Below are 20,991 nucleotides of genomic sequence, written 5' to 3' on the forward strand. Positions count from 1 at the left end.
AGGAAAGTCTGAACTTTAGTTTAACACCGGTCGGTTATTTTTGTAACAACTTCACATTTTTAGACTTTTGAACCATTTTGAGTGTGAGAAATAAACTTTTTAAGGGTGTTATACCAAAAATTAATTAAAGCATCGGCTTTATGTGACAATTTTTGTAAGCTTTCGGCATAAATCGATTTGCCGTGTTCTAACTGAATGGCGTGGACATTTTTTTCAGGTTGACCGTAGTGGCGGGTGATGTAGCCACCTTTGAAGCGGTCGTTAATCACCCAGGAATAGCGGTCTTGTTGAGATAAGGCGTCGGTAATGATATTTTGGTATTGCGCATCACAACTTTTGCCACCAAATGTGCCGACATTGATATGGGGTAAAAAGCCTTTAAAAAACCGGGGCACCACATCATCAATACTGTGGGCATCAATCAATAGGCAATAACCAAATCGGTTTTTGGCCCGGTCAATTAATTTCGCCAGTTCATGGTGATAAGGCTGCCAGTATTTTTCAATGCGTTGTTTAATTTCTTGATCATCAGGTTCCCGGCCACTGCGGTACAAGGGCCGATCATCAAAGCCGGTGATGGGACAAACACCGGTTTCCGACTGCCCCGGATACAAAGCATCGCCGCTTGCCGGGCGGTTTAAATCCACCACATAGCGGCTGTATTCGGCTTTAATCCGGGTGTGCGGCAAATCCTTAAAATCAAAAACCCGGGCGATTAAGTGATCACGATCCGGACAATCGGCAGCATAAGGCTGCAGGCGTTTGACCATGCCCGGTGCCATCTTGTCGCCGTCATGGGGCACGCTGATAACCAGCGGTGATGGCGCCCCGATTTCGCTTAGCGCAAAGACGGACACAATGGCTCCAAATAGCGGTTTAATTCACCGCTCAGTGCCAGAGATTGCATTATTTCAATGTCCGGCGCCATCAACCTGTCTTTGTCTAAAAACGGCACATCCCTGCGCACCCGCTGATAAACCCGGTACAGTGCTTCAGAGGTTTTTAAATCACTGTGAAAATCAATACTCTGACAGGCGGCCATCATTTCAATGCCGATAATGGTGGCGCAGTTCACCGCGATGTCACCAAGCTTTCGGGCCGCAAAGGTCGCCATCGAAACATGGTCTTCCTGATTGGCGGATGTTGGAATGGTGTCGACACTGGCCGGGTGGGCGTAGGTTTTGTTTTCTGAAGCCAGCGAGGCCGCGGTTACATGGGCAATCATAAAACCTGAATTGACCCCCGAATCCGGTACCAAAAAGGCCGGTAAGCGACTTAATGTCGGATCAATCAACATCGCCAGACGTCGCTCTGACATATTGGCCATATCTGTGATGGCAATCCCCAGATAATCTGCAGCCAGAGCCACCGGCTCGGCGTGGAAATTACCGCCAGATAAGATATCACCTTGCTCGGCAAACACCAGCGGATTATCGGTGGCGGCATTGGCTTCAATCAATAATTTCTCAGCGACAAAATCAAAGGTATCTAAGACCGCACCCATAACCTGCGGCTGACAACGTAAACAATAGGGGTCCTGTACCCGGTCACAATCCTCATGGGAGACCACGATTTCGCTGTTTTTTAATAATTCACGGATGGCACGGGCCACCGTAATTTGCCCTTTTTGGCGACGAGCCTGATGAATACGCTCATCAAAAGGTGACAGCGAACCTTTGGCAGCATCAATTGACAAAGCGCCGGCCAGAATCGCACCATGAAAAACATTCTCCGCCTGAAACAGACCTTTTAAGGCCAATCCGGTGGACACCTGGGTGCCATTGAGTAAAGCCAGTCCTTCTTTTGGCCCGAGTTTAATCGGTGTTAATTCAAGGGCATTGAAAACGTCCATTACCGGTTTGATTTCGCCCTGATAACTGACCTGACCGAGACCAATCATGGCGCTGCTTAAATGTGCCAGTGGAGCTAAATCACCGGAGGCACCAACTGAGCCTTTTTCCGGAATCAGCGGATAAATTTCATGGTTAATCATCGCCAGTAAAAGCTTGAGGGTGTTGGCATGAATCCCCGAAACACCCTGCGCTAAGCTCATGGCTTTTAAGGTCATAATTAATCGTGTGGTGTCGGTATCAATCGGATTACCAACACCGGTGGCATGGGAAATGACCAGATTTCGCTGCAAGGTATCGAGTTCACTTTTATCGATTTTAACGTGTGCCAATAGACCAAAACCGGTATTCACGCCGTAAACCGTGTCATCACCGGCCGCCACCTGTTCCACGGTTTGTCGTGACTGAATCACGCCCTGCATTAAATGATCATCCACCTGAATAGTGACCGACTGCTGCCAAATCCGGCGTAAATCCGCCAGCTCAAAGCCTTGTTGTGTGAGGGTATAAGTCATTATTTATCCAGCATAGGTAAGTTTAAGTTATTTTCATAGGCACATTTTTTGGCAATATCATAACCGGCATCGGCATGGCGCATAACACCCGTGGCCGGATCATTCCATAATACCCGCTCAATGCGTTTAGCCGCCGCATCCGTGCCATCACAACAAATTACCACCCCGGAATGTTGTGAATAGCCCATACCGACACCACCGCCATGGTGTAAAGACACCCAGGTGGCGCCTGACGCTGTATTCAGTAAGGCATTGAGTAGCGGCCAGTCAGAGACGGCATCCGATCCATCAACCATACCTTCAGTTTCACGGTTGGGACTGGCCACGGAACCCGAGTCCAGATGATCGCGTCCAATCACCACCGGTGCCGATAACTCACCGGATTTGACCATCTCGTTAAAGGCCAGGCCCAGTTTATGGCGCTGCCCGAGTCCAACCCAACAAATCCGTGAAGGCAAACCCTGAAACTGGATACGCTCCCGCGCCATATCCAACCAGCGGTGTAAATGTGGGTCATCGGGAATCAGCTCTTTCACTTTGGCGTCGGTTTTATAAATATCTTCGGGGTCACCTGACAAGGCTACCCAGCGAAACGGCCCGATTCCTCGGCAGAATAAGGGTCTGATATAAGCCGGTACAAAACCCGGAAAATCAAAGGCCTTGTCACAGCCAACATTAAACGCTTCCTGGCGAATATTATTACCATAATCAAAGGTGGGAATGCCCTGTTTTTCAAAAGCCAGCATCGCTTCCACATGAATTTTCATGGATTCCCGGGCGGATTGGGCGGTGCCTTGCGGGTCACTTTCACGTTTCTCAAACCATTCATCCACAGTCCAGCCTTTGGGTAAATAGCCATTGGTCGGGTCATGAGCGGAGGTTTGGTCGGTGACGGCATCAGGACGAATACCCTGTTGAACCATCTGCGGCAGAATTTCAGCGGCATTACCCAATAAACCCACCGAAATGGCTTTTTTATCGGCCACCGCCTGATTAATCATCGCCATCGCTTCATCCAAAGAATCAGCCCGTTGATCGAGGTATCCGGTTTGCAAACGCTTTTCAATCCGGGATTCCTGACACTCAATGGCCAGCATCGAAGCACCTGCCATGGTCGCCGCCAGCGGTTGGGCGCCGCCCATACCGCCGAGACCGGCGGTTAAAATCCAGCGACCGTATAAATCACCTCCATAATGCTGCCGACCCATTTCCACAAAAGTTTCATAGGTGCCCTGGACAATGCCTTGTGAGCCGATATAAATCCAGGAACCGGCGGTCATTTGACCGTACATCATCAGACCCTTTTTATCGAGTTCATTAAAATGGTCCCAATTGGCCCAATGCGGCACCAGATTTGAATTGGCAATCAGCACCCGGGGCGCGTCTTCATGGGTGGTAAAAACACCCACCGGTTTGCCCGATTGCACCAACAGGGTTTCGGTGGATTTTAAATTCTTCAAGGCCTCAACGATGGCATGATAACAATCCCAGTTGCGGGCCGCTTTACCAATACCGCCATACACCACCAGGTCTTCCGGTCGTTCGGCAACGTCGGGATCCAGATTATTCATTAACATGCGTAAAGGGGCTTCGGTGACCCAGGATTGGGTATTCAGTTTGGTGCCGCGCGGTGCGCGAATTTCAGAGACTTGGGTCATGATGAAATCGAGTGTGATTTGAAAAGTTTAAATTGTATCAATTCAGCCCCGTTTTAGCCAACCAGCCCCATGGTTAAAATATTTTAAAAAACTCTTGAAATGATAATGATTATCATTATACTTTAAGGCAGTAACCAAATTATTAACCATGAAAAATTCACGAAAAACACTAAGCCGTGCGGCCACCAAACTTCACGCTAAATTAGGCCTGAGCACCTGTCAGCTTTTTAAAGACCGCAATGTAATACCCATCCGTCATGACAAGGACATGTATTATCTGCGGCTCACTAAAAACAACAAGGTCATTTTAACCAAATAGTTGCAAACTCATGAATACCCAAAAGCCAGCCCAATGGATGACCCCTATAATTCTGAGCCAGCCACTTAACAGGAGAGATTCATGAGTACCTGGCATATTGAACTTACGCCCGCCAATTCCCATCAGCTTAATGATGTTTTAAATTTAAGCCAGATCCACAAACCTTTTAGAAAATGGTTTGGCGTACTGGCCGGAGAAATATTTAAAAGTATTCACATCGGCTTACAGCTTCCCCTTGCCAGACCGAAAGTCCTCAATAAAACCGAAGCCCAACATATTTTGATTGAGGCAGCGATGATACAACAACAATGTCTGCATCATTACCGGGTGTATCAAGATTTAAAAATACACCAGGCCAAAGATCTCGCTTTACACGATTTACTGCTGTTTATCCGAATGAGCCATTACCATCCGAATGAACTGGATTTAATGGATTATCAAGAACACAGCCATGTGATTGAAAGTGACGATCACCTTAAACACTTGCTGCATCAGCTGCAAGAACAGCGGTTAATCCAAAAAATACACGCCAACAACCGTATTTTCTACGATAAAAACCCCTACCCGCACTGTCACTTACTAGATACCAAAACCGGTCGCATCAGTGATTATGACTGTCACTTAAACACATTACACAATAAACGATTTAAACGCATACCCCATGTCAGCATTGAATGTGGATAGTTACAAATCAATCAATAGGGTATCAATCAGGGACAGCCATGCTTTTGTATGCTTTTGTAAAGATGACAGACAGAAATTATCGCTAAGCCCATAATTCAGTTAATTTTTTTCCAATCGGTGGTCAATTCACTGATAAATTCAGTAGAATAGCTTTTTTTAGGGCATGATTTTTTTCGGGCATGAAATTTATTTCCAACCGCGAGCATATTCGCAGTTTTGTATTAAGAAAAGGCAAGATGACCAGTGGTCAGCAACAGGCGGTGAATAAACTGATGCCGGACTATGCACTGGAACCCGATGGTCTGCTTGATTTTGCTGAGATTTTTGATAATAAAAATCCGGTTTGGCTGGACATTGGTTTTGGCAATGGTGAATCGATGATTCATGCGGCACTGCATAATCCGGATGTTAATTTATTGGGGATTGAAGTCCACTTGCCCGGCGTCGGCCGCTTATTGATGGCCGCCGATGAGCATGATTTGGACAATATTCGGATTATTCGAAACGATGCGGTGGATATTATTCGAGAATTTATACCGGATGATTCATTACAAGCCGTGCATATTTACTTCCCCGATCCCTGGCATAAAAAACGTCACCATAAACGGCGTCTGGTGCAGCAACCTTTTTTGGATTTAATTCGGCCCAAACTCAAAACTGGTGGTCGTTTGCACTTTGCCACTGATTGGCAACCCTATGCCGAAGAAGTGGCTCTATTATTTGAACACAATACTGACTGGCTCAGCAACACACAAGACCAGTCACGATACGCACCACGACCTGACTGGCGTCCCATTACAAAGTTTGAGCGTCGCGGGCAACGGCTAAACCATGCTTCATTTGATTTAATCTGGACCAAAAACTGATGGAAATTATACCGCTGACCAATGAAATGGTGATGATACTGGCGATACTGGCCTACACCGTTCTCATGTTTGTCACCGAAGTGATTCGGATTGATGTGGCGGCGGTGTTAATCTTGGTTATGCTGGGTTTAACCGGACTGGTGCCCGAAAGTCAGCTGTTTTCAGGCTTTGCCTCGAATGCGGTGATTTCGATTATAGCGGTGATGATTCTCGGTGCCGGCCTGGATCGCACCGGCGTGATGGGTGCCGTGGCACAATTCATTTTAAAAATCGGCGGCAAAACCGAAAAAACCGTGATGCCGGTGGTGTCCTCCACCGTCGGTGTCATTTCCGGTTTTATGCAAAACGTCGGTGCCACGGCCTTGTTTTTACCGGTGATGAGTAAAATCGCCAGCTCAGCGAAAATTCCGATTTCTAAATTGCTCATGCCGATGGGCTTTTGTGCCATTTTAGGCGGTACCGTCACCATGGTCGGTTCATCGCCTTTGATTTTGTTGAATGACTTAATTGAAACCTCGAACCAATCCCTGCCTTCAGGTACCGATACCATGGACACCTTTGGTTTGTTTTCCGTGACGCCGATTGGACTGGCTTTGCTGCTTTCGGGAATTATTTATTTTTTAGTCCTGGGTCGCTTTTTACTGCCTAAGGAAAAAGCCGTGAAACATGTGAATAATCACCGCTCGGATGCGTATTTCCGGGAAAATTACAACATCGATAAAAACATCACCGAGATGATTGTTAACAAAGACAGTCCACTGGTGGGCAAGATGATTAAAGAGCTGGAATTTGACCCGCATATCCCACCGGTGGTGGCTTTATTCAGCGATGGCGAGTCCACCCTGGCACCACCCCGTGACCGCTTTATCTGGAATGGTGCCACCCTGGGCGTGATGGGCAGCCCGGATGAAATTAAACGCTTTGCTGAAGAATTCAACCTCACCGTATTGCCAAAGTTACGGCATTTTAAAACCAGTTTTAACCCGTCTATTTCGGGCGTTTCCGAAGCAGTGATTATTCCCGGATCGCGCTATCTTGGCACCAAACTCTCTGAGTACCACTTCCGTAAAGAATACGCCATCACCATACTGGCCGTCTCACGCAACAATAAACTCTACACCGGTGAAGCCATGTACGATTTAGAGCTCCAACTGGGTGATACGTTTATTATTCATGGCCGCTGGAATGACCAGATGGGATTAAGCCGCTCCCGGAACCTCACTTTGGTCAGTGATGCCCCCAGTGAACAACAACGACCACAAAAAATTCCCTTTGCCATCCTGTTCTTTGCACTCAGCTTATCGCTGGTTATTTTTACCAATATGCAACTGTCACTGGCACTGCTCACCGGCGCCGTGGGCATGATTATTTTCGGTGTCCTTAATATGGATGAAGCCTATCGCGCCGTTAGCTGGAAAACCGTATTTATGCTGGCCTGTTTAATCCCCCTGGGTTTCGCCATGGAACAAACCGGCACCGCCGTCTGGATTGCCCAAAACACCATCGCCGGCCTTGGTGATGTGCCACAAATTGTCTATCAACTCACCCTGGCGATTTTAGCCACCATTTTCTCGCTGGTGATGTCGAATGTTGGTGCCACCGTTTTATTAGTGCCTCTGGCCATTAATATGGCCCTGGAAACCGGTGGCAACCCGGCCATGTATGCACTCATTGTGGCCATCTCGACCTCCAACGCCTTTATCCTCCCTACCCACCAAGTCTCCGCCCTCATCATGGGGCCGGGTGGTTACGCCGTGAGGGATTTCATTAAAGTCGGTTTCTTTATGACCCTACTTTTTCTGGGTGTTTCACTTACCGTTATTAACCAGCTCTTTTAAGCGCGCAAGCACGCTCCAGCTTCATCCGAAACAGCTGTTTTAACAATTTAATATTGTCCTCATGCACCGGCTTATGACAAAACTGACAATCCGCCAACTGCTCAATAATGATTTCAATTTCTGCCATTACAAATTCAAATTCTTGTTGGTTCATGTGTTTTACTCCTCTCACAAAGTCACCACCATTACAACAAAACGGCCAAAACAAAAATACAGCAAAAAGTCGATTGGCTTGTAGGAAAATTTCGATTGGTGTGTCGATATTATGGATACATCTTGACATACTAAATTTGATATGTATACTTTATTTAGTATGTGGGATGTTTATGAACATAGGTCTGTGGCCAAGCAACTTAAAAAACTGCCTGTTGAAATGCTAAAGCGTTATGAGAAATGGAAAGACATCGTTCGCATTTCAGGCCAATCGGGGTTAAAGGCCATAAGGGGGTTTAATGATGAGCCTTTGAGCGGGCAATGGCTGGGATATCGATCTTCACGACTTAATAAGCAATATCGAGTTATTTATAAAATTGATCAAGATAATGTGTATGTTATTGTCGAGAAAATCACAGCCCATGATTACAGGAAAAAATAACATGAAAAATTATCACAAAGCCAAACAAACAATCAAAGTTACCGTCGGCGAGTCGGTTCGGATTATTCGTGAGCTACAAGAATTAAGCCAGAATCAAATAGCAACCATGACCGGAATACCTCAATCAACGATTTCAGCCATTGAAAATAATCGTGTCAACTTGGGTGTAGAACGGGCCAAAGTCCTGGCAAAAGCGCTTCAATGCCATCCAGCGGTTTTGGTATTTCCGGGTTGGGATATTTCTGAGGCAGCGTAAATAGAATTTCGTTAGACTTTCACTAAATGGTCTCTAACAGTTGTTTTAGAATCATTTATCGTTGATGTTTTCAGCGAGTCATTATCCCAATAAAAGTCAGGTCGTGGCATAGGTAAATAATCACTTAAACTAATCTCACGCAAAGCCTTAACATCAGGAATCGTCTGCACCACATAACGACAAAATTTTAGTATATCGCTGATTTTATTTTTCTCATAGGGCTGAACGTCTGTTCCGAATTGGTCCCAGAGGGCGTATGTGCCTAACGAGTAACCCATATTGGCTTCATTGAAATTAACACCCCAAACACTTAATGGACTTTCTTCAAATGTTTTATCGTAAATACTTTGTGAGCCGGGGTTTTTAAGGTATTGTTCAATAAGCGCTTTATGATCCAAAACTTCAAAACCTGCGGCACCGATGGCAAAAGAGCCACAACGCTCAAGCACTTTTGCTAAGGCTTCATTATTTCTGTTTTTTCGAAGAATCTTTTTTTGAGTTTTGTTTAAATTGCTTCTATAGCGTTTCTGATAAAGGTGGAAAAATTCATGAGAAATTGTACTGATTAAATAACTGTTTATTTTATCAACTTCGGTTTCCGTAAAATTTTCACTGTTAACCAAACCAAATGTATTAAGCGGTATAGAATCGTGTACCAAATGATGATAACTTTTTACGAACGTTGACTCTTGATCAATGAGAACAACCTGTAAATCAAACTCAGGTGACTGGCTGTACATATAATTAATCATCTTTTTTAATTGTGCTATATTCTGACGGTAAATGTTAAACACCTTCGAATTATCTTTAAACAACCACAATTGTATCTGCTCAAAACGTTCACAGGGTGCACCAAACTCAACCGTCCAGTTTTCAATCTCAAAGCCATTTATTTTTTTATAACATCCGATATTTTTACGTTCCTGATTATCCGTCATATTAATTTTAGAGTAAGCCCAGCCAAACTTTCCAATATAAAACCCACTCACAACATTGATTAAATTGACCTCTCTATCCTTTGCATGTAGGGAGTCAACAAAAAACATCAGAATGATTAGTAGATAAACTTTTTTCATGTGATAGACCACGTCCAGAAGTAATTACGACAAAATCATATTAACAATCAGATAATTAATTATTTATTAGCGAATAGTTCACACCAAGTTATTGTGTTTTTAACAAGGCAAAAATAAGCACTGTGTTATAATAAACCGTTTTTAATCCAGACTTTTAATATGATTAAATTGGTGTTGTTGCGGCATGGTGAGAGTGAGTGGAATTTAGCCAATCGGTTTACCGGCTGGAAGGATGTGGATTTAACCGAAACCGGTCGGGCACAGGCACAACAAGCCGGTGAATTACTGGCGGCTGAGGGTTTTGAGTTTGATCAGGCCTATACCTCGGTGTTAAAACGCGCCATCAACACCTTACATATCACCATGGCGGAACTGGACCAGCTATGGGTGCCGGTAACACGCAGTTGGCGTTTGAATGAGCGACATTACGGCGCTTTACAAGGGCTCAATAAAGCCGAAACGGCGGCTAAATACGGTGATGAGCAGGTGCATATCTGGCGTCGCAGTTATGCCACACCACCGCCGAAACTGGATTGGGATGATGAGCGCAATGTCTATGGCGATCGACGCTATGCGTCATTAAGTAAAGACCAGATTCCGTTGGGTGAATGTCTGGCGGATACGGTGGAACGGGTGATGCCTTACTGGCAGCAGGTGATTGAACCGGAAATCAAACAAGGCAAACGGCTGATTATTGCCGCCCATGGCAATTCACTGCGCTCGATTGTGAAGTATTTGGATAACATTTCTGATGAAGAGATTTTAAAACTGAATATTCCCACCGGTGTGCCGTTGGTGTATGAACTGGACGATGATTTAAAACCGATTAACAGTGAATTTTTGGGTGACCCCGAAGAACTGAAAGCCGCCATGGAAGCGGTCGCCAATCAAGGCAAACAAGCACAGAACCAATAAAAGATGACGAATCAATACCCCATTCTGGACAACATCAGCATTCCGGCAGATTTACGAGAGGTGGATCAGGATAAACTGCCCCAGGTGGCCGACGAACTGCGCCGTTATTTAATCAATCACATTGCCCAATGTGGCGGGCATTTCGGTTCCGGCCTGGGCACAGTGGAATTAACCGTGGCTTTGCATTATGTGTTTAATACGCCCGATGACCGCATTGTCTGGGATGTGGGTCATCAGGCTTACCCGCATAAAATCCTCACCGGCCGTAAAGATCGCATCACCACCATCAAACAAAAAGATGGTCTGGCGCCCTTTCCTAAACGCTGTGAAAGTGAATACGACACCTTTGGCGTCGGTCACTCATCGACGTCAATCGGTGCGGCTTTGGGCATGGCCTTGGCCTCACAGATTAAAGGCGAAGATCGCCAGTGTGTGGCAGTGATTGGCGATGGCGCCATGACCGCGGGAATGGCTTATGAAGCCCTCAACCATGGTGGTGAGGTGGATAACGATATTTTGGTGATTCTGAATGAAAACGAAATGTCCATTTCACCGAACGTTGGTGCGCTGACTAAAATGCTGATAAAAATCGTCAGCGGTCGTACCTACAACCGCATGCGCGAAAAATCCAAACGCATGATGCGGCGCAATTCCTGGCTATGGCGTTTTTTATCCCGCTGGGAAATTCACACCAAAGGCATGTTTGTGCCCAACACCTTGTTTGAAGAGCTCGGCTTTCATCATTTAGGACCGATTGACGGCCATGACACCGAACAACTGGTGAACACCCTGAAAGTGGCCAAAGATATTAAAGGGCCAAAATTACTGCATATTATCACCAAAAAAGGCAAAGGCTATAAACCGGCGGAAGAAGACCCGATTAAATACCATGCAGTGTCGCCTTTTGACCCGGATAAGGGTATGCAACCGAAGGCGAAACCCAGTAAACCCAGCTACACCGCTATTTTTGGCCAGTGGTTATGTGATATGGCGCGCCATGATAATTATTTGGTGTGCATTACGCCGGCCATGCGTGAGGGATCGGGTTTGGTGGAATTTTCAAAACTGTTTCCCAAACGCTATTTTGATGTCGGTATTGCTGAACAACACGCGGTGACTCTGGCTGCCGGGATGGCCTGCGAGGGTATCAAACCTGTGGTGGCGATTTATTCATCGTTTCTGCAACGCGCCTATGATCAACTCATACACGATGTGGCAATTCAGGATTTAAATGTACTGTTTGCTATTGATCGGGCCGGAGTGGTCGGACCCGATGGCGCCACCCATGCCGGCAGTATGGATTTAAGCTTTTTGCGTTGTGTCCCGAATATGGTGATAATGGCGCCTGCTGATGAAAATGAATGCCGCCAAATGCTGTACACCGGTTATGAACACACCGGTCCCGCAGCGGTGCGGTATCCGCGCGGCACCGGTCCCGGTGTGGCCATTGACAGTGAAATGACGGCATTGCCAATAGGCGAAGCCAGACGGGTTCGAAAAGGCAACCAACACATTGCTTTTTTGTCTTTTGGCGGCTTACTTGATCAGGTGTTACTGGCGGCAGAAAAACTGGATGCCGCTGTGGTGGACATGCGTTTTGTCAAACCGCTGGATAAGAACATGATTCAAAAAATAGCCCGCAGTCATGATTTACTGGTGACCGTTGAGGATAATGTGGTGGCCGGTGGCGCCGGCAGTGCGGTCAATGAAGTACTGCACACACTTAAAATCACCGTGCCGGTGCTCAATTTGGGCTTACCGGATTATTTCCAGGATCACGGCAGCCGGGAAGAAGTGTTGGCCGAAGCCGGTCTGGACAGTGACAGCATCCGCCAAACAGTCAAATTATTCAGCCAGGATAAAGCCCAAAACGCTCAATTGGTCTATTTGCAAAACCATAAGAATCAGCACCTCTGAATTTGTTATATCATGAGACCTCTGCACAAGTCGTGAATTAAGTAAAAACGTCTGAAATCCCGAATTTCCGCGTCAGCATAATTCATCTGGAATGAATTATTACGGAAGCCCCGCAGGGGTGAAGCGCAGGGAAGCGCTGAATAAAACTTAGCAATAGCCTTACGGCCTTGGCTTTTTTTATTCTTAGGCTTCTTGCCTATGGCAAATCGCCTAAGAAACAAAAAGGGCCTATTACTTACGTTTCCTTCCTTGAACTTCAGAATTTCAATCATTTTTACAATAACTCAGACTTATGCAGAGGTCTCATCATGTCTTATTCAATGGTGCTTGGCCAGAATATAACGGGTCATTTCATGCTCCGGATAGTGCCATTTGAGGTAGTTTTTGTAGCTTTGGGTCTTTTTATAGGCACCCTTTTCATCTAGATAATTGATCATCGCCACCAAGGCATCAACAAAAGATTCAATCCGTGTTTCCTTGCGCATCAGGCCGTTGATGATGTAAATGGCGTTGTTTTCAAAACCATGGGTGGCGAACACCACACCCAGTTTACTCAAGGTTTCGTCATCTAAGTTAATGCGCCCCTGGGTGGTGGTCATGTATTTAACAAAATCACCGTGAATTTTTTCACCGGACACATCAAAGCGCATTTGCAGGTTAAAATAATCCACTGCCGCTTCATGGTGAAGTTCATCGAAAGGAATGTATTTGCCATACTCAAACCGCAAACGAGCCAAATCCAAGCTATTGGGGTATTTCACAAAAGTTTTACCCAAAAGTTTCATGGCTTTTTTATATTTGCCTTTCTCAATATATTTTTCAGCCCTGGCAACCGGGTTCATGCGTTTAAAAAACACGTGTGGCGTATAATCACATAAAAGTGATAGCTTACCAAAAATACCCTTTAATTTATATCATTTGATGGCTGGCCATGGAAAAAGTCTGGCGATGACCGATGATAAAGTGATCCAGTACCTTGACATCAATCAATTGTAGGGTTTTTACCAATCGCACCGTCAAATCCCGGTCTGCCTGCGAGGGCTGAACATCACCGGAAGGGTGGTTATGGGCAAAGATAATGGCCGCGGCGTTATGACGCAAACAATGTTGTGCCACCACCCTGGGATAAACCTGTGCACTGTTGATACCACCGTTAAACAGGTAATCAAAACGCAATAAGCGGTGCTTAGAATTGAGCAATAAACAGGCAAAGCGTTCGTATTCACAGCATTCAAAATTATTCAGTAAATAATCATTCACATGCGCCGGATCTGTAAAACTGTGGCTTTCATGCCATTGCTCATTGATGGCACGTTTGACCAGTTCTCCGGCCGCTTGTAATTGTGCGTATTTGGCCATACCGAGCCCTTTGACTTGCTTAAATTCATTTAACGATGAGCCCAGAATACCTTTTAAACTACCAAACCGGTTAAGCAACTGCAAAGCCAGGGTCATGACATCGGTACCGGCGATACCGGTGCGTAAGAAAATGGCCAACAATTCAGCATCGGTTAAATTGGCCGCACCGCTGTGTATTAATTTCTCACGCGGCCGGTCTTTTCCGGCCATTTCTTTGATCATTGAAGCACCCATATCAGTTAAAGTCCATTGGATAAAAGACCATTATCTTGTCCTAAAACCGGCAATACCATCGATATATTCTGATATCGGGTAAGTGCTGATTACATGGAAGTGGCTATGGTCACATCACCAAATACCGCATCTCAATTCTTCTAAAACATGACACAAAAAGTCACAGTCACCCATAAAATGTCGCTTTAATCGGCTTTAAGCCCTCATTTCAAGTCCTTTTTTTTAAAGGCGTGGAATATTGTCCGACTCTCCATTAAAATCAATGGTTTGTAAAATTCGCTCAGCGCCACCACTGACATTGATGACAAAAATCGACCTGAAAATTTTAGATAAACCCTTTCACCGGGAATTTGGTCTGCCCAATTATGCCACCGAAGGTTCAGCAGGGCTGGATTTGCGGGCTTGTTTAGAACACGAACTCACCCTGGCACCCGGGGAAACCCAATTGATTGCGACCGGCCTGGCCATTCACATCAAAAACCCTGGGATTGCGGCCATGATTTTACCACGCTCGGGACTCGGTCATAAAAAAGGTCTGGTCCTTGGAAATTTGGTGGGCTTGATTGATTCTGATTACCAGGGCCAGTTATACGTATCCTGCTGGAACCGTTCCAATCAGGTGGTGACCTTAAACCGGGGTGATCGCATGGCTCAACTGATTTTTGTGCCGGTGCTACAGGTGCAATTCAATCAAGTGGATTCTTTTGATGATAGCGACCGGGGTGCCGGTGGTTTTGGGCACAGTGGAGTCAGTTAATATGGACATCAAAAAATTACTGACCAAAATAAAAAAACCGGAAAATAAAGAACAGCCCGAAGAGACCGCTCAATCCGGAGGTGTAGCTAACCTCATATCTTTATTAAAAATTAAACCGGCTGATGAGATTTTATGGACCAGCTTCACCTTGGCGGCTTTTGCCATGAGTTTATTTTTTGCTTATTTGGCTTATCACAACCTGATTTCTGAACGGCTGGAATCGAACTTAAACAACACCGCCGAACAGCTCACACAACAGGTCAATGAGCAGTTAAAAAGTATCAACCAAACCGCGGCGGATATTGTCAAACATAACCCTAATAACGCGGATATTGTGGCTTTGATTCAAGAAAAAGTCCCCAACACTTTGCGGGTTTTGCGAGTGTCTGAGCCGATTGACGACATCATCCCTGAAACCCAATTCCCGGGCATTAACTACGCCACATTGGATATGCTCAAACAAACCAGCGAACAACAGCAGGAACAGTTACCGGAAATCCATTTATACGGTCAAAAAAATCAATACCTCAATTATGTCCTGATTCAACAACCGGAAAAAAGTTACGTTATTATCAGTTACCCGGTCGAACAGCTGGTTAATTACGGAAGCATTCACGTTAAAAACGGAGAAGTTAAACTGGTGCAAAAATCCGGTCGGTTCAGTACCGTGACCCTAAAACAATGGGGCAACACCGCGACCTCAGAATCCACCAACGAACATGAAATTCATATTCCGGATTCTAATTTTTATGTGATATATTCAACTCCGCAAGCGGCTGCAGGCTTATTCAAATTAACCCTGCTGGGCAGTATAATCGCAACCCTGGCCGGGGTACTCTTAACCGTGGCTTTTTTCTTTAAACGCCGACAAGCCATTGATGAACTGACGGCCAAAAAAGAACAACAAGTTAAAAAGAAAACCAGTCATTATGTTCCCCGTCAAAACACGGGAGAAAACATTGACGATCCGGACAAAAAACCCACAGACAGAAAACAAATGACCCACAAAAAACACCCTGACCCCTCAATCTTTAAAGCCTATGATATCCGCGGTATTGTCGATAAAACCTTAACCCGTGATGCTGTGATACAAATCGGTCAGGCGATTGGTACCGAAAACATCAACCGGGGACGTAAATCTTTGGTGGTGGCCCGAGACGGTCGCTTATCCGGCCCGGATTTATTGGAGGCTCTCATTCAAGGCGTTAAAGCCAGCGGTTGCGATGTGATTAATATCGGTGCAGTGCCCACCGGCGTGTTGTATTTTGCCACCCACCACCTGGAAACCGGTTCCGGTGTGATGTTGACCGGCAGTCACAATCCGCCAGAGTACAACGGATTGAAAATTATGTTAGATGGAGAAACCCTGTCAGGCAAACTGATTACCAACCTCTATAACATGATTGTTGAGGGTAATTTACTCAGCGGTGACGGCCAGGTTCAGGAACTTGATATTGCCGATGATTACATTGATTACATCAGCTCTGAAATCCAGCTGGAGAACGAACCCACCGTGGTGGTTGACAGCGGTAATGGTATCGCCGGTCCGATTGCGGTGGACGTGCTGGAAGAAATCGGCTGCAATGTAATTCCACTGCATTGTGAAGTGGACGGTGAATTCCCCAATCATCACCCAGACCCAAGCGTGCCTGAAAACTTAGAAGACCTCAAAGCCACTTTAAAATCGGTGGATGCCGATATTGGTATTGCTTTTGATGGTGATGGCGATCGACTTGGTGTGGTCACCAAAGAGGGGGAAAACATCTTCCCTGATCGTTTATTGATGCTGTTTGCCAAGGATGTACTGATACGCCAACCGGGCTCCAGCATTATTTTCGATGTCAAATGTACCTCCCATTTACCCAAGGCGATTGTTAAACACGGTGGTTTGCCGATTATGTGGAAAACCGGTCATTCTTTTATGAAAGCCAAACTCAAAGAAACCAATGCCGCTCTGGCCGGTGAAATGAGCGGACACTTTTTCTTTAACGAACGCTGGTTTGGTTTTGATGATGGAATTTATGCCGCGGCGCGCTTACTGGAAATTCTTGATCAGGAAGAAGACAGCCCACAAGAAGTCTTCGACACCTTGCCCAAAGGCGTCAGTACCCCGGAACTAAAAGTCGAAATGGCCGAGGGTGAACATTATATGTTTATGAAAGAATTTGAAAACCGGGTTAAATTTGAGGAGGCTAAAATCACCACCATAGATGGTATCCGGGCTGATTTTGAAGACGGCTGGGGACTGGTGCGCTGTTCTAATACCACGCCGTGTCTGGTGATTCGTTTTGATGCCGACAACGAGGCGGCGCTGGAACGCATTAAAGAATCGTTCCGAACCCAATTATTGAAAGTCAGCGCGGATTTAAACTTACCTTTTTAGGAGATTAACAATGAACTGGAAAGACACCCCCGATCAATACGGTTTTATTTCTCGTTTTAACCACTGGTTTGCAGCACTCATTGTCATTGTTATGGTGATATTGGGCTTGTACTTCACCTCATTGCCCAAAGGCGATGCCCGCAGTTACTGGGCCGGCTGGCATGTTAATTTAGGCGGACTGTTCTTTATATACCTGCTTTTTCGGGTCATGTGGCGCGCTTTCACCCATTCACCGAAGCCCTTTGAACAGCCGCAACCCTTTAAATTTTTAAGCCAACTGGTGCATGTGGTTTTATTGACCTGTATCGCCATTATGGCACTCAGCGGACCAATGCTGTTGTTCAGCAATGGTTATGACCTGAATGTGTTCGGCTGGTTCACCATCCCTTCACCCATCGCCACTGAAAACCACGATTTACATGAACTGGTGGAAGAGGTTCATGTCATCACCGGCACTGTACTGTGGGTAACCATCATCGTTCACGTACTGGCTTCCTTCAAACACCTCATCACCAACAAGGGCGCGGTGATGCACCGTATTTTTAAAAGCCACCCGACAAAGCAATAATTCTCTACCACACAAAGCGGCTTTCAGCCACTTGTTGGGTGAGGTTTTGGTAAATCGGCTGAAGCCGTTCATCAAGCACATAGTGCAGACTCACCGGTTGTGACATCACACTGGACCCGGCTGTATCCACGGTTAATCTCGCCATCGTGTAACGCCGATCAAAAGGGGTTTGGTGCCACTTAATATTTTGTATTTTATGGATATCAACAAACTGTTGCTGATGAAAAAAAACGCCTAATCTTGAACCGACCACCTGGCGGTTATGGGTAAAAGCGGCTTTGCGCACATATTGACCCGCATACCACCACGCATAAGGCACCATCATTAACATCATCATGGCCCACCAGGCATAAAAGTACGCCAACGGTACCATCAACACCAAAACCAATAACAAGCCTTTTTTAAACACCCGTTTTCTGGCCTCCGGCTCAATGGCTTGCCATTCAATCTCTGACCAATTCATTTGCGGCTGAATTTGCTTAAGAAAGTCATGGGCTTCAAGTTCAGGAATTAGAGGTGCCAGCCAATGCATACTCATGGCATTGTCTTCACTGACGCCACCGGCGGTTTCCATCTTGATACTCACCTGGCCAAATATTTTGTGCAGCGGACTTTGTATGATGCGAATAAGCTGAATCCGTTTGATTGGCACTGTCGCCTGACGGTTGGTGAGTAAACCGGTTTTTATGTGTAAGCGCTGACCTTTTTTATGCAAAGTAAATTCATGAAATTGCAAAAAGGCAATGGCGACTGAAATCGCCAATAATATGAAAACACCGGCAACAAACCATAAACCACCATACAAAACCCAGGTTTGCCAGGTCCACATTTCTATATGCAAGCCGCCAATAAACTGCGTTAAAAAAACCGTCACCTGCTCGCGCAACGCATCATTCTGAAATAAAAACGAAAATAAAATACCAATCGGCAACAAGGCTTTTAGACTGATTAATCCCCGGCGAAATACCTGTTTGGGTGGCATGTGGAACAAGGCCTGTTGTCGAGCGGTTTGTTGCGTCGCTTGATCACCCTGTTCGGAGGAACTATTTTCCTCAGGACGATCCACATGACTGCTTTTATCAGCAATAAACCGATGCACATAGCGGGCTTGTTCCGTGGTAATAACCCGAATTAAGGCTTCGGGCTTTTGCCCGGAAGCCGACTCAAGTTGTAATGTGGTCACGTTTAATAACCGGTGTAGGATATTTCGTTCTGTGGTGATATTTTGTATCCGTTCATAAGGCACTTGACGCAATGATTTAAACAGAATACCCGACTTCACCACCAAACGATCTTCTTCCAACCAGTAATGGAAGAACCAATACTGAATAATACTGAACAAAGAAAAGAACACCGCCACACCAATAAATATGCGGTCTTGTAAACCGCCACTGGTGCCTAAAAATGTGACCACCAAAGGGAAAATGCTTTTTTTCGCCACTTCAATAAACAAAAACACCGGCGACACCCGTGCCAGACGGTAGCCTGCGGTTTTTAAATCAGACTTCTTTAATGTCTCTTTTGAAGCATCAGGTTGTTCGTCTTTGGATTGTTTAATATCTGACTCACTCAAACCGTATCACCCTCCTGAGCCGCCAGTAACTGATCTCTTAATTGATAGGCCTTATCAACAGATAACCCCGGCAAGCTGGTTTGGGCATAATGGGTACCGGCGGTGTTAACCACCAGTTTCGCCAGCCCATAACGCCGGTCAAGCGGTCCGCTGTTGACATCCACATGCTGTACCCGGCTGACCGGCACCGCAATCTGATGGCGCCAGAAAACACCGCGTCTGATGGCCAGACAATCTGTATTTAAGTGATACTTATAGTTCAAATACCAGTGTTTTAAATAGCTTTTAAGTGATACATATAACAGGGCCGCCAACAGCATCCATGCCAGAAGCGCCCAATACCATGCCACAGACCACAATACCCCAAAAACAATGCTGGGAGCCAATGCAATCAATAAACACATCGCCAATCCAATCCATCGGATAATTCGTAAATAGTCACGCTCCAAAGACTGCATGGCTTGGCTCGGATTGGTTTTATTTATCATCGGATAAATGCATCAGCGGTAACGGCTGAGGTGAATCACTGTCAATAAAATAGATTTTACTGGCCGGATCTTTGGAGATACTTTTCAGCGCTTCTAAAGCCTGCAATTTCACATAATTCGGATTATTACCGATGGCGGTGTTAATTTTCTCAATTTCATAGGCTTGAGCGTCGGCCAGTAATCGCCGTTTGGTGGCCTCTTCTTCCGCTGCCTGTCGTTGTGCTTCCGCCGCGGCAATAAGTTGTTGTTGCTCAGTTTTATAACGTTCTAATTCAGCTTTTTGCTTTTCCACTTCTTGCTCGCGTTCCTTCTTTGCTTCAATGGCTTTGGTAATAAATGGCGGTAAGGAAATATCACGAATCAGTACCGCCGATACTTCGATGCCTTTCGGTGCCAGATATTCTGCTAAGTCGTTGGTTAAATCAGTCTGTAAACGTTCCTGCGTGCTTTCCTGGAAGAAATCCTCAGCCCGTTCAATCGATTTGCCCTGCTCCCTTAGTAAGGAACGTAATTTGGGTTTTAACTGAACTTCCAGCATATTATCAATGGAACCGGTTTCTTTTAAAATCATATTGGCCATGGCCCCATTTAATCGATACTGCACCGACACATCTATTTTTGTTTGCAGCTGATCCTGAGAAGGTACCTGCGCCGATTCAAAGTGGGTTTTTTCACGCACATCAAATTCATGAAACTTCAATAATGGATTGACCGGGATATTTAAGCCTTCGGGATAGGTTTCTTTCTGCACCTCACCAAATAAAGTGGCTGCCGCCACATGACCGGCCGGTACACTGACCCAAAACCGTGATGCCACCAAAACAATCACAATAAAGACCACACCGACGATAACTTTAGCCACTGGAATTTGTTGATTCATAGAACACTCTTTTTAAAAAAAAGTCATTGTAAACGATTGTGCCTAAAACTGCGTCTGTCAAAAGTCATGCCTTGTATAAACCATAACTTATCATTGAATCATCAACTTAATGACACCTTTATAGTGACCATATTTGTCATATCAAAAACCTGTCGCCACTATAAAGCAAAATCTATTAGTTTTCTAATATGTTGGCAAGATATCTATATCCCATTGTTTTTGGAAGATTTTTTTTGCCGTACCATTAAATTTAGTTAACC

At 45.4% G+C, this 20,991-nt stretch carries 21 protein-coding genes; 11 read left to right on the forward strand and 10 right to left on the reverse strand.

Annotation, left to right across the window (positions count from 1 at the left end):
• Window positions 1-59: 59 nt before the first annotated feature.
• From IEV16_RS07030 to hutU, 3 genes are read right to left on the reverse strand one after another with little or no spacing between them, the layout of a single operon-like run.
• Window positions 60-857 (reverse strand): N-formylglutamate amidohydrolase, encoded by a 798-nt coding sequence (locus tag IEV16_RS07030; protein ID WP_188364983.1) that lies wholly within the window; start codon window positions 855-857, stop codon window positions 60-62.
• Window positions 839-2,365, reverse strand: a complete 1,527-nt coding sequence (gene hutH, locus IEV16_RS07035) for a histidine ammonia-lyase (protein ID WP_188364984.1) — start codon at window positions 2,363-2,365, stop codon at window positions 839-841. Before hutH ends, IEV16_RS07030 begins: the two co-directional genes overlap by 19 nt.
• On the reverse strand, window positions 2,365-4,023 hold the full coding sequence (hutU, locus tag IEV16_RS07040; protein ID WP_188364985.1) for a urocanate hydratase: 1,659 nt from the start codon (window positions 4,021-4,023) through the stop codon (window positions 2,365-2,367). Before hutU ends, hutH begins: the two co-directional genes overlap by 1 nt.
• Window positions 4,024-4,171: 148 nt before the next feature.
• On the opposite strand from hutU, the gene hemP reads away from it, so the two are divergent.
• The 4 genes from hemP (at window position 4,172) to IEV16_RS07060 (ending at window position 7,730) form a co-directional block, all read left to right on the forward strand.
• A complete protein-coding gene (gene hemP / locus IEV16_RS13545; protein WP_188364986.1) occupies window positions 4,172-4,342 on the forward strand; it encodes a hemin uptake protein HemP in 171 nt (56 codons plus the stop codon).
• 81 nt (window positions 4,343-4,423) lie between these two features.
• On the forward strand, window positions 4,424-5,026 hold the full coding sequence (locus IEV16_RS07050) for a hypothetical protein (protein WP_188364987.1): 603 nt from the start codon (window positions 4,424-4,426) through the stop codon (window positions 5,024-5,026).
• 179 nt (window positions 5,027-5,205) lie between these two features.
• Window positions 5,206-5,892: a tRNA (guanosine(46)-N7)-methyltransferase TrmB gene (gene trmB, locus IEV16_RS07055; protein WP_188364988.1), complete on the forward strand. Its 687-nt coding sequence runs from the start codon at window positions 5,206-5,208 to the stop codon at window positions 5,890-5,892.
• Window positions 5,892-7,730 carry an SLC13 family permease gene (locus IEV16_RS07060; RefSeq protein WP_229728282.1) on the forward strand — a complete coding sequence of 613 codons (1,839 nt, stop codon included), beginning with the start codon at window positions 5,892-5,894 and terminating at the stop codon, window positions 7,728-7,730. The genes trmB and IEV16_RS07060 overlap by 1 nt, the downstream gene beginning before the upstream one ends.
• Here the strand turns inward: IEV16_RS07060 and IEV16_RS07065 are convergent.
• A complete protein-coding gene (locus IEV16_RS07065; RefSeq protein ID WP_188364989.1) occupies window positions 7,714-7,884 on the reverse strand; it encodes a hypothetical protein in 171 nt (56 codons plus the stop codon). The two genes, IEV16_RS07060 and IEV16_RS07065, sit on opposite strands and share 17 nt — an antisense overlap.
• A gap of 186 nt (window positions 7,885-8,070) precedes the next feature.
• Between IEV16_RS07065 and IEV16_RS07070 the strand changes: the two genes are divergently transcribed.
• Window positions 8,071-8,325, forward strand: coding sequence for a type II toxin-antitoxin system mRNA interferase toxin, RelE/StbE family (locus IEV16_RS07070; RefSeq protein ID WP_229728283.1), 255 nt, complete (start codon window positions 8,071-8,073; stop codon window positions 8,323-8,325).
• Window position 8,326: 1 nt separating this feature from the next.
• Window positions 8,327-8,581 (forward strand): helix-turn-helix domain-containing protein, encoded by a 255-nt coding sequence (locus IEV16_RS07075; RefSeq protein ID WP_188364990.1) that lies wholly within the window; start codon window positions 8,327-8,329, stop codon window positions 8,579-8,581.
• Between the two features lie 11 nt (window positions 8,582-8,592).
• Here IEV16_RS07075 and IEV16_RS07080 read toward each other — a convergent pair whose 3' ends face one another.
• Window positions 8,593-9,657, reverse strand: coding sequence for a hypothetical protein (locus IEV16_RS07080; protein WP_188364991.1), 1,065 nt, complete (start codon window positions 9,655-9,657; stop codon window positions 8,593-8,595).
• Window positions 9,658-9,816: 159 nt separating this feature from the next.
• On the opposite strand from IEV16_RS07080, the gene gpmA reads away from it, so the two are divergent.
• Window positions 9,817-10,572 (forward strand): 2,3-diphosphoglycerate-dependent phosphoglycerate mutase, encoded by a 756-nt coding sequence (gene gpmA, locus IEV16_RS07085; protein ID WP_188364992.1) that lies wholly within the window; start codon window positions 9,817-9,819, stop codon window positions 10,570-10,572.
• 3 nt (window positions 10,573-10,575) lie between these two features.
• The gene (dxs, locus tag IEV16_RS07090) at window positions 10,576-12,489 is read left to right on the forward strand and encodes a 1-deoxy-D-xylulose-5-phosphate synthase (RefSeq protein WP_188364993.1); all 1,914 of its coding nucleotides are present in this window, start codon (window positions 10,576-10,578) and stop codon (window positions 12,487-12,489) included.
• 317 nt (window positions 12,490-12,806) lie between these two features.
• Here dxs and IEV16_RS07095 read toward each other — a convergent pair whose 3' ends face one another.
• Complete coding sequence (locus tag IEV16_RS07095) at window positions 12,807-13,331, reverse strand: hypothetical protein (RefSeq protein ID WP_188364994.1); 525 nt, start codon at window positions 13,329-13,331, stop codon at window positions 12,807-12,809.
• A 67-nt stretch (window positions 13,332-13,398) separates the two neighbouring features.
• A complete protein-coding gene (gene radC, locus IEV16_RS07100; protein WP_188364995.1) occupies window positions 13,399-14,082 on the reverse strand; it encodes a RadC family protein in 684 nt (227 codons plus the stop codon).
• 301 nt (window positions 14,083-14,383) lie between these two features.
• Between radC and dut the strand changes: the two genes are divergently transcribed.
• From dut to IEV16_RS07115, 3 genes are read left to right on the forward strand one after another with little or no spacing between them, the layout of a single operon-like run.
• Window positions 14,384-14,839 carry a dUTP diphosphatase gene (dut, locus tag IEV16_RS07105; RefSeq protein WP_188364996.1) on the forward strand — a complete coding sequence of 152 codons (456 nt, stop codon included), beginning with the start codon at window positions 14,384-14,386 and terminating at the stop codon, window positions 14,837-14,839.
• Window positions 14,790-17,222 (forward strand): phosphomannomutase/phosphoglucomutase, encoded by a 2,433-nt coding sequence (locus IEV16_RS13525; protein ID WP_308611100.1) that lies wholly within the window; start codon window positions 14,790-14,792, stop codon window positions 17,220-17,222. The genes dut and IEV16_RS13525 overlap by 50 nt, the downstream gene beginning before the upstream one ends.
• A gap of 10 nt (window positions 17,223-17,232) precedes the next feature.
• Window positions 17,233-17,790 (forward strand): cytochrome b, encoded by a 558-nt coding sequence (locus tag IEV16_RS07115; protein ID WP_188364997.1) that lies wholly within the window; start codon window positions 17,233-17,235, stop codon window positions 17,788-17,790.
• A gap of 4 nt (window positions 17,791-17,794) precedes the next feature.
• Here IEV16_RS07115 and IEV16_RS07120 read toward each other — a convergent pair whose 3' ends face one another.
• The 3 genes from IEV16_RS07120 to IEV16_RS07130 are packed head-to-tail and all read right to left on the reverse strand — an operon-like array spanning window position 17,795 to window position 20,731.
• On the reverse strand, window positions 17,795-19,363 hold the full coding sequence (locus tag IEV16_RS07120) for a PH domain-containing protein (protein ID WP_188364998.1): 1,569 nt from the start codon (window positions 19,361-19,363) through the stop codon (window positions 17,795-17,797).
• On the reverse strand, window positions 19,360-19,851 hold the full coding sequence (locus IEV16_RS07125; protein ID WP_188364999.1) for a PH domain-containing protein: 492 nt from the start codon (window positions 19,849-19,851) through the stop codon (window positions 19,360-19,362). The genes IEV16_RS07120 and IEV16_RS07125 overlap by 4 nt, the downstream gene beginning before the upstream one ends.
• On the reverse strand, window positions 19,841-20,731 hold the full coding sequence (locus IEV16_RS07130) for a prohibitin family protein (protein ID WP_188365000.1): 891 nt from the start codon (window positions 20,729-20,731) through the stop codon (window positions 19,841-19,843). The genes IEV16_RS07125 and IEV16_RS07130 overlap by 11 nt, the downstream gene beginning before the upstream one ends.
• Between the last annotated feature and the right edge of the window lie 260 nt (window positions 20,732-20,991).

The sequence above is a fragment of the Marinicella pacifica genome (assembly GCF_014636635.1).
GTDB lineage: Bacteria > Pseudomonadota > Gammaproteobacteria > Xanthomonadales > Marinicellaceae > Marinicella > Marinicella pacifica.

Bases quoted from the DNA above. Each gene is read 5' to 3' on its own strand.
- hutH (WP_188364984.1), bottom strand. From the start codon at position 2,365: ATGACTTATACCCTCACACAACAAGGCTTTGAGCTGGCGGATTTACGC.
- hutU (WP_188364985.1), bottom strand. From the start codon at position 4,023: ATGACCCAAGTCTCTGAAATTCGCGCACCGCGCGGCACCAAACTGAAT.
- hemP (WP_188364986.1), top strand. From the start codon at position 4,172: ATGAAAAATTCACGAAAAACACTAAGCCGTGCGGCCACCAAACTTCAC.
- IEV16_RS07050 (WP_188364987.1), top strand. From the start codon at position 4,424: ATGAGTACCTGGCATATTGAACTTACGCCCGCCAATTCCCATCAGCTT.
- trmB (WP_188364988.1), top strand. From the start codon at position 5,206: ATGAAATTTATTTCCAACCGCGAGCATATTCGCAGTTTTGTATTAAGA.
- IEV16_RS07060 (WP_229728282.1), top strand. From the start codon at position 5,892: ATGGAAATTATACCGCTGACCAATGAAATGGTGATGATACTGGCGATA.
- IEV16_RS07065 (WP_188364989.1), bottom strand. From the start codon at position 7,884: ATGAACCAACAAGAATTTGAATTTGTAATGGCAGAAATTGAAATCATT.
- IEV16_RS07075 (WP_188364990.1), top strand. From the start codon at position 8,327: ATGAAAAATTATCACAAAGCCAAACAAACAATCAAAGTTACCGTCGGC.
- IEV16_RS07080 (WP_188364991.1), bottom strand. From the start codon at position 9,657: ATGAAAAAAGTTTATCTACTAATCATTCTGATGTTTTTTGTTGACTCC.
- gpmA (WP_188364992.1), top strand. From the start codon at position 9,817: ATGATTAAATTGGTGTTGTTGCGGCATGGTGAGAGTGAGTGGAATTTA.
- dxs (WP_188364993.1), top strand. From the start codon at position 10,576: ATGACGAATCAATACCCCATTCTGGACAACATCAGCATTCCGGCAGAT.
- IEV16_RS07095 (WP_188364994.1), bottom strand. From the start codon at position 13,331: ATGAACCCGGTTGCCAGGGCTGAAAAATATATTGAGAAAGGCAAATAT.
- radC (WP_188364995.1), bottom strand. From the start codon at position 14,082: ATGGGTGCTTCAATGATCAAAGAAATGGCCGGAAAAGACCGGCCGCGT.
- dut (WP_188364996.1), top strand. From the start codon at position 14,384: ATGACAAAAATCGACCTGAAAATTTTAGATAAACCCTTTCACCGGGAA.
- IEV16_RS13525 (WP_308611100.1), top strand. From the start codon at position 14,790: ATGATAGCGACCGGGGTGCCGGTGGTTTTGGGCACAGTGGAGTCAGTT.
- IEV16_RS07115 (WP_188364997.1), top strand. From the start codon at position 17,233: ATGAACTGGAAAGACACCCCCGATCAATACGGTTTTATTTCTCGTTTT.
- IEV16_RS07125 (WP_188364999.1), bottom strand. From the start codon at position 19,851: ATGATAAATAAAACCAATCCGAGCCAAGCCATGCAGTCTTTGGAGCGT.
- IEV16_RS07130 (WP_188365000.1), bottom strand. From the start codon at position 20,731: ATGAATCAACAAATTCCAGTGGCTAAAGTTATCGTCGGTGTGGTCTTT.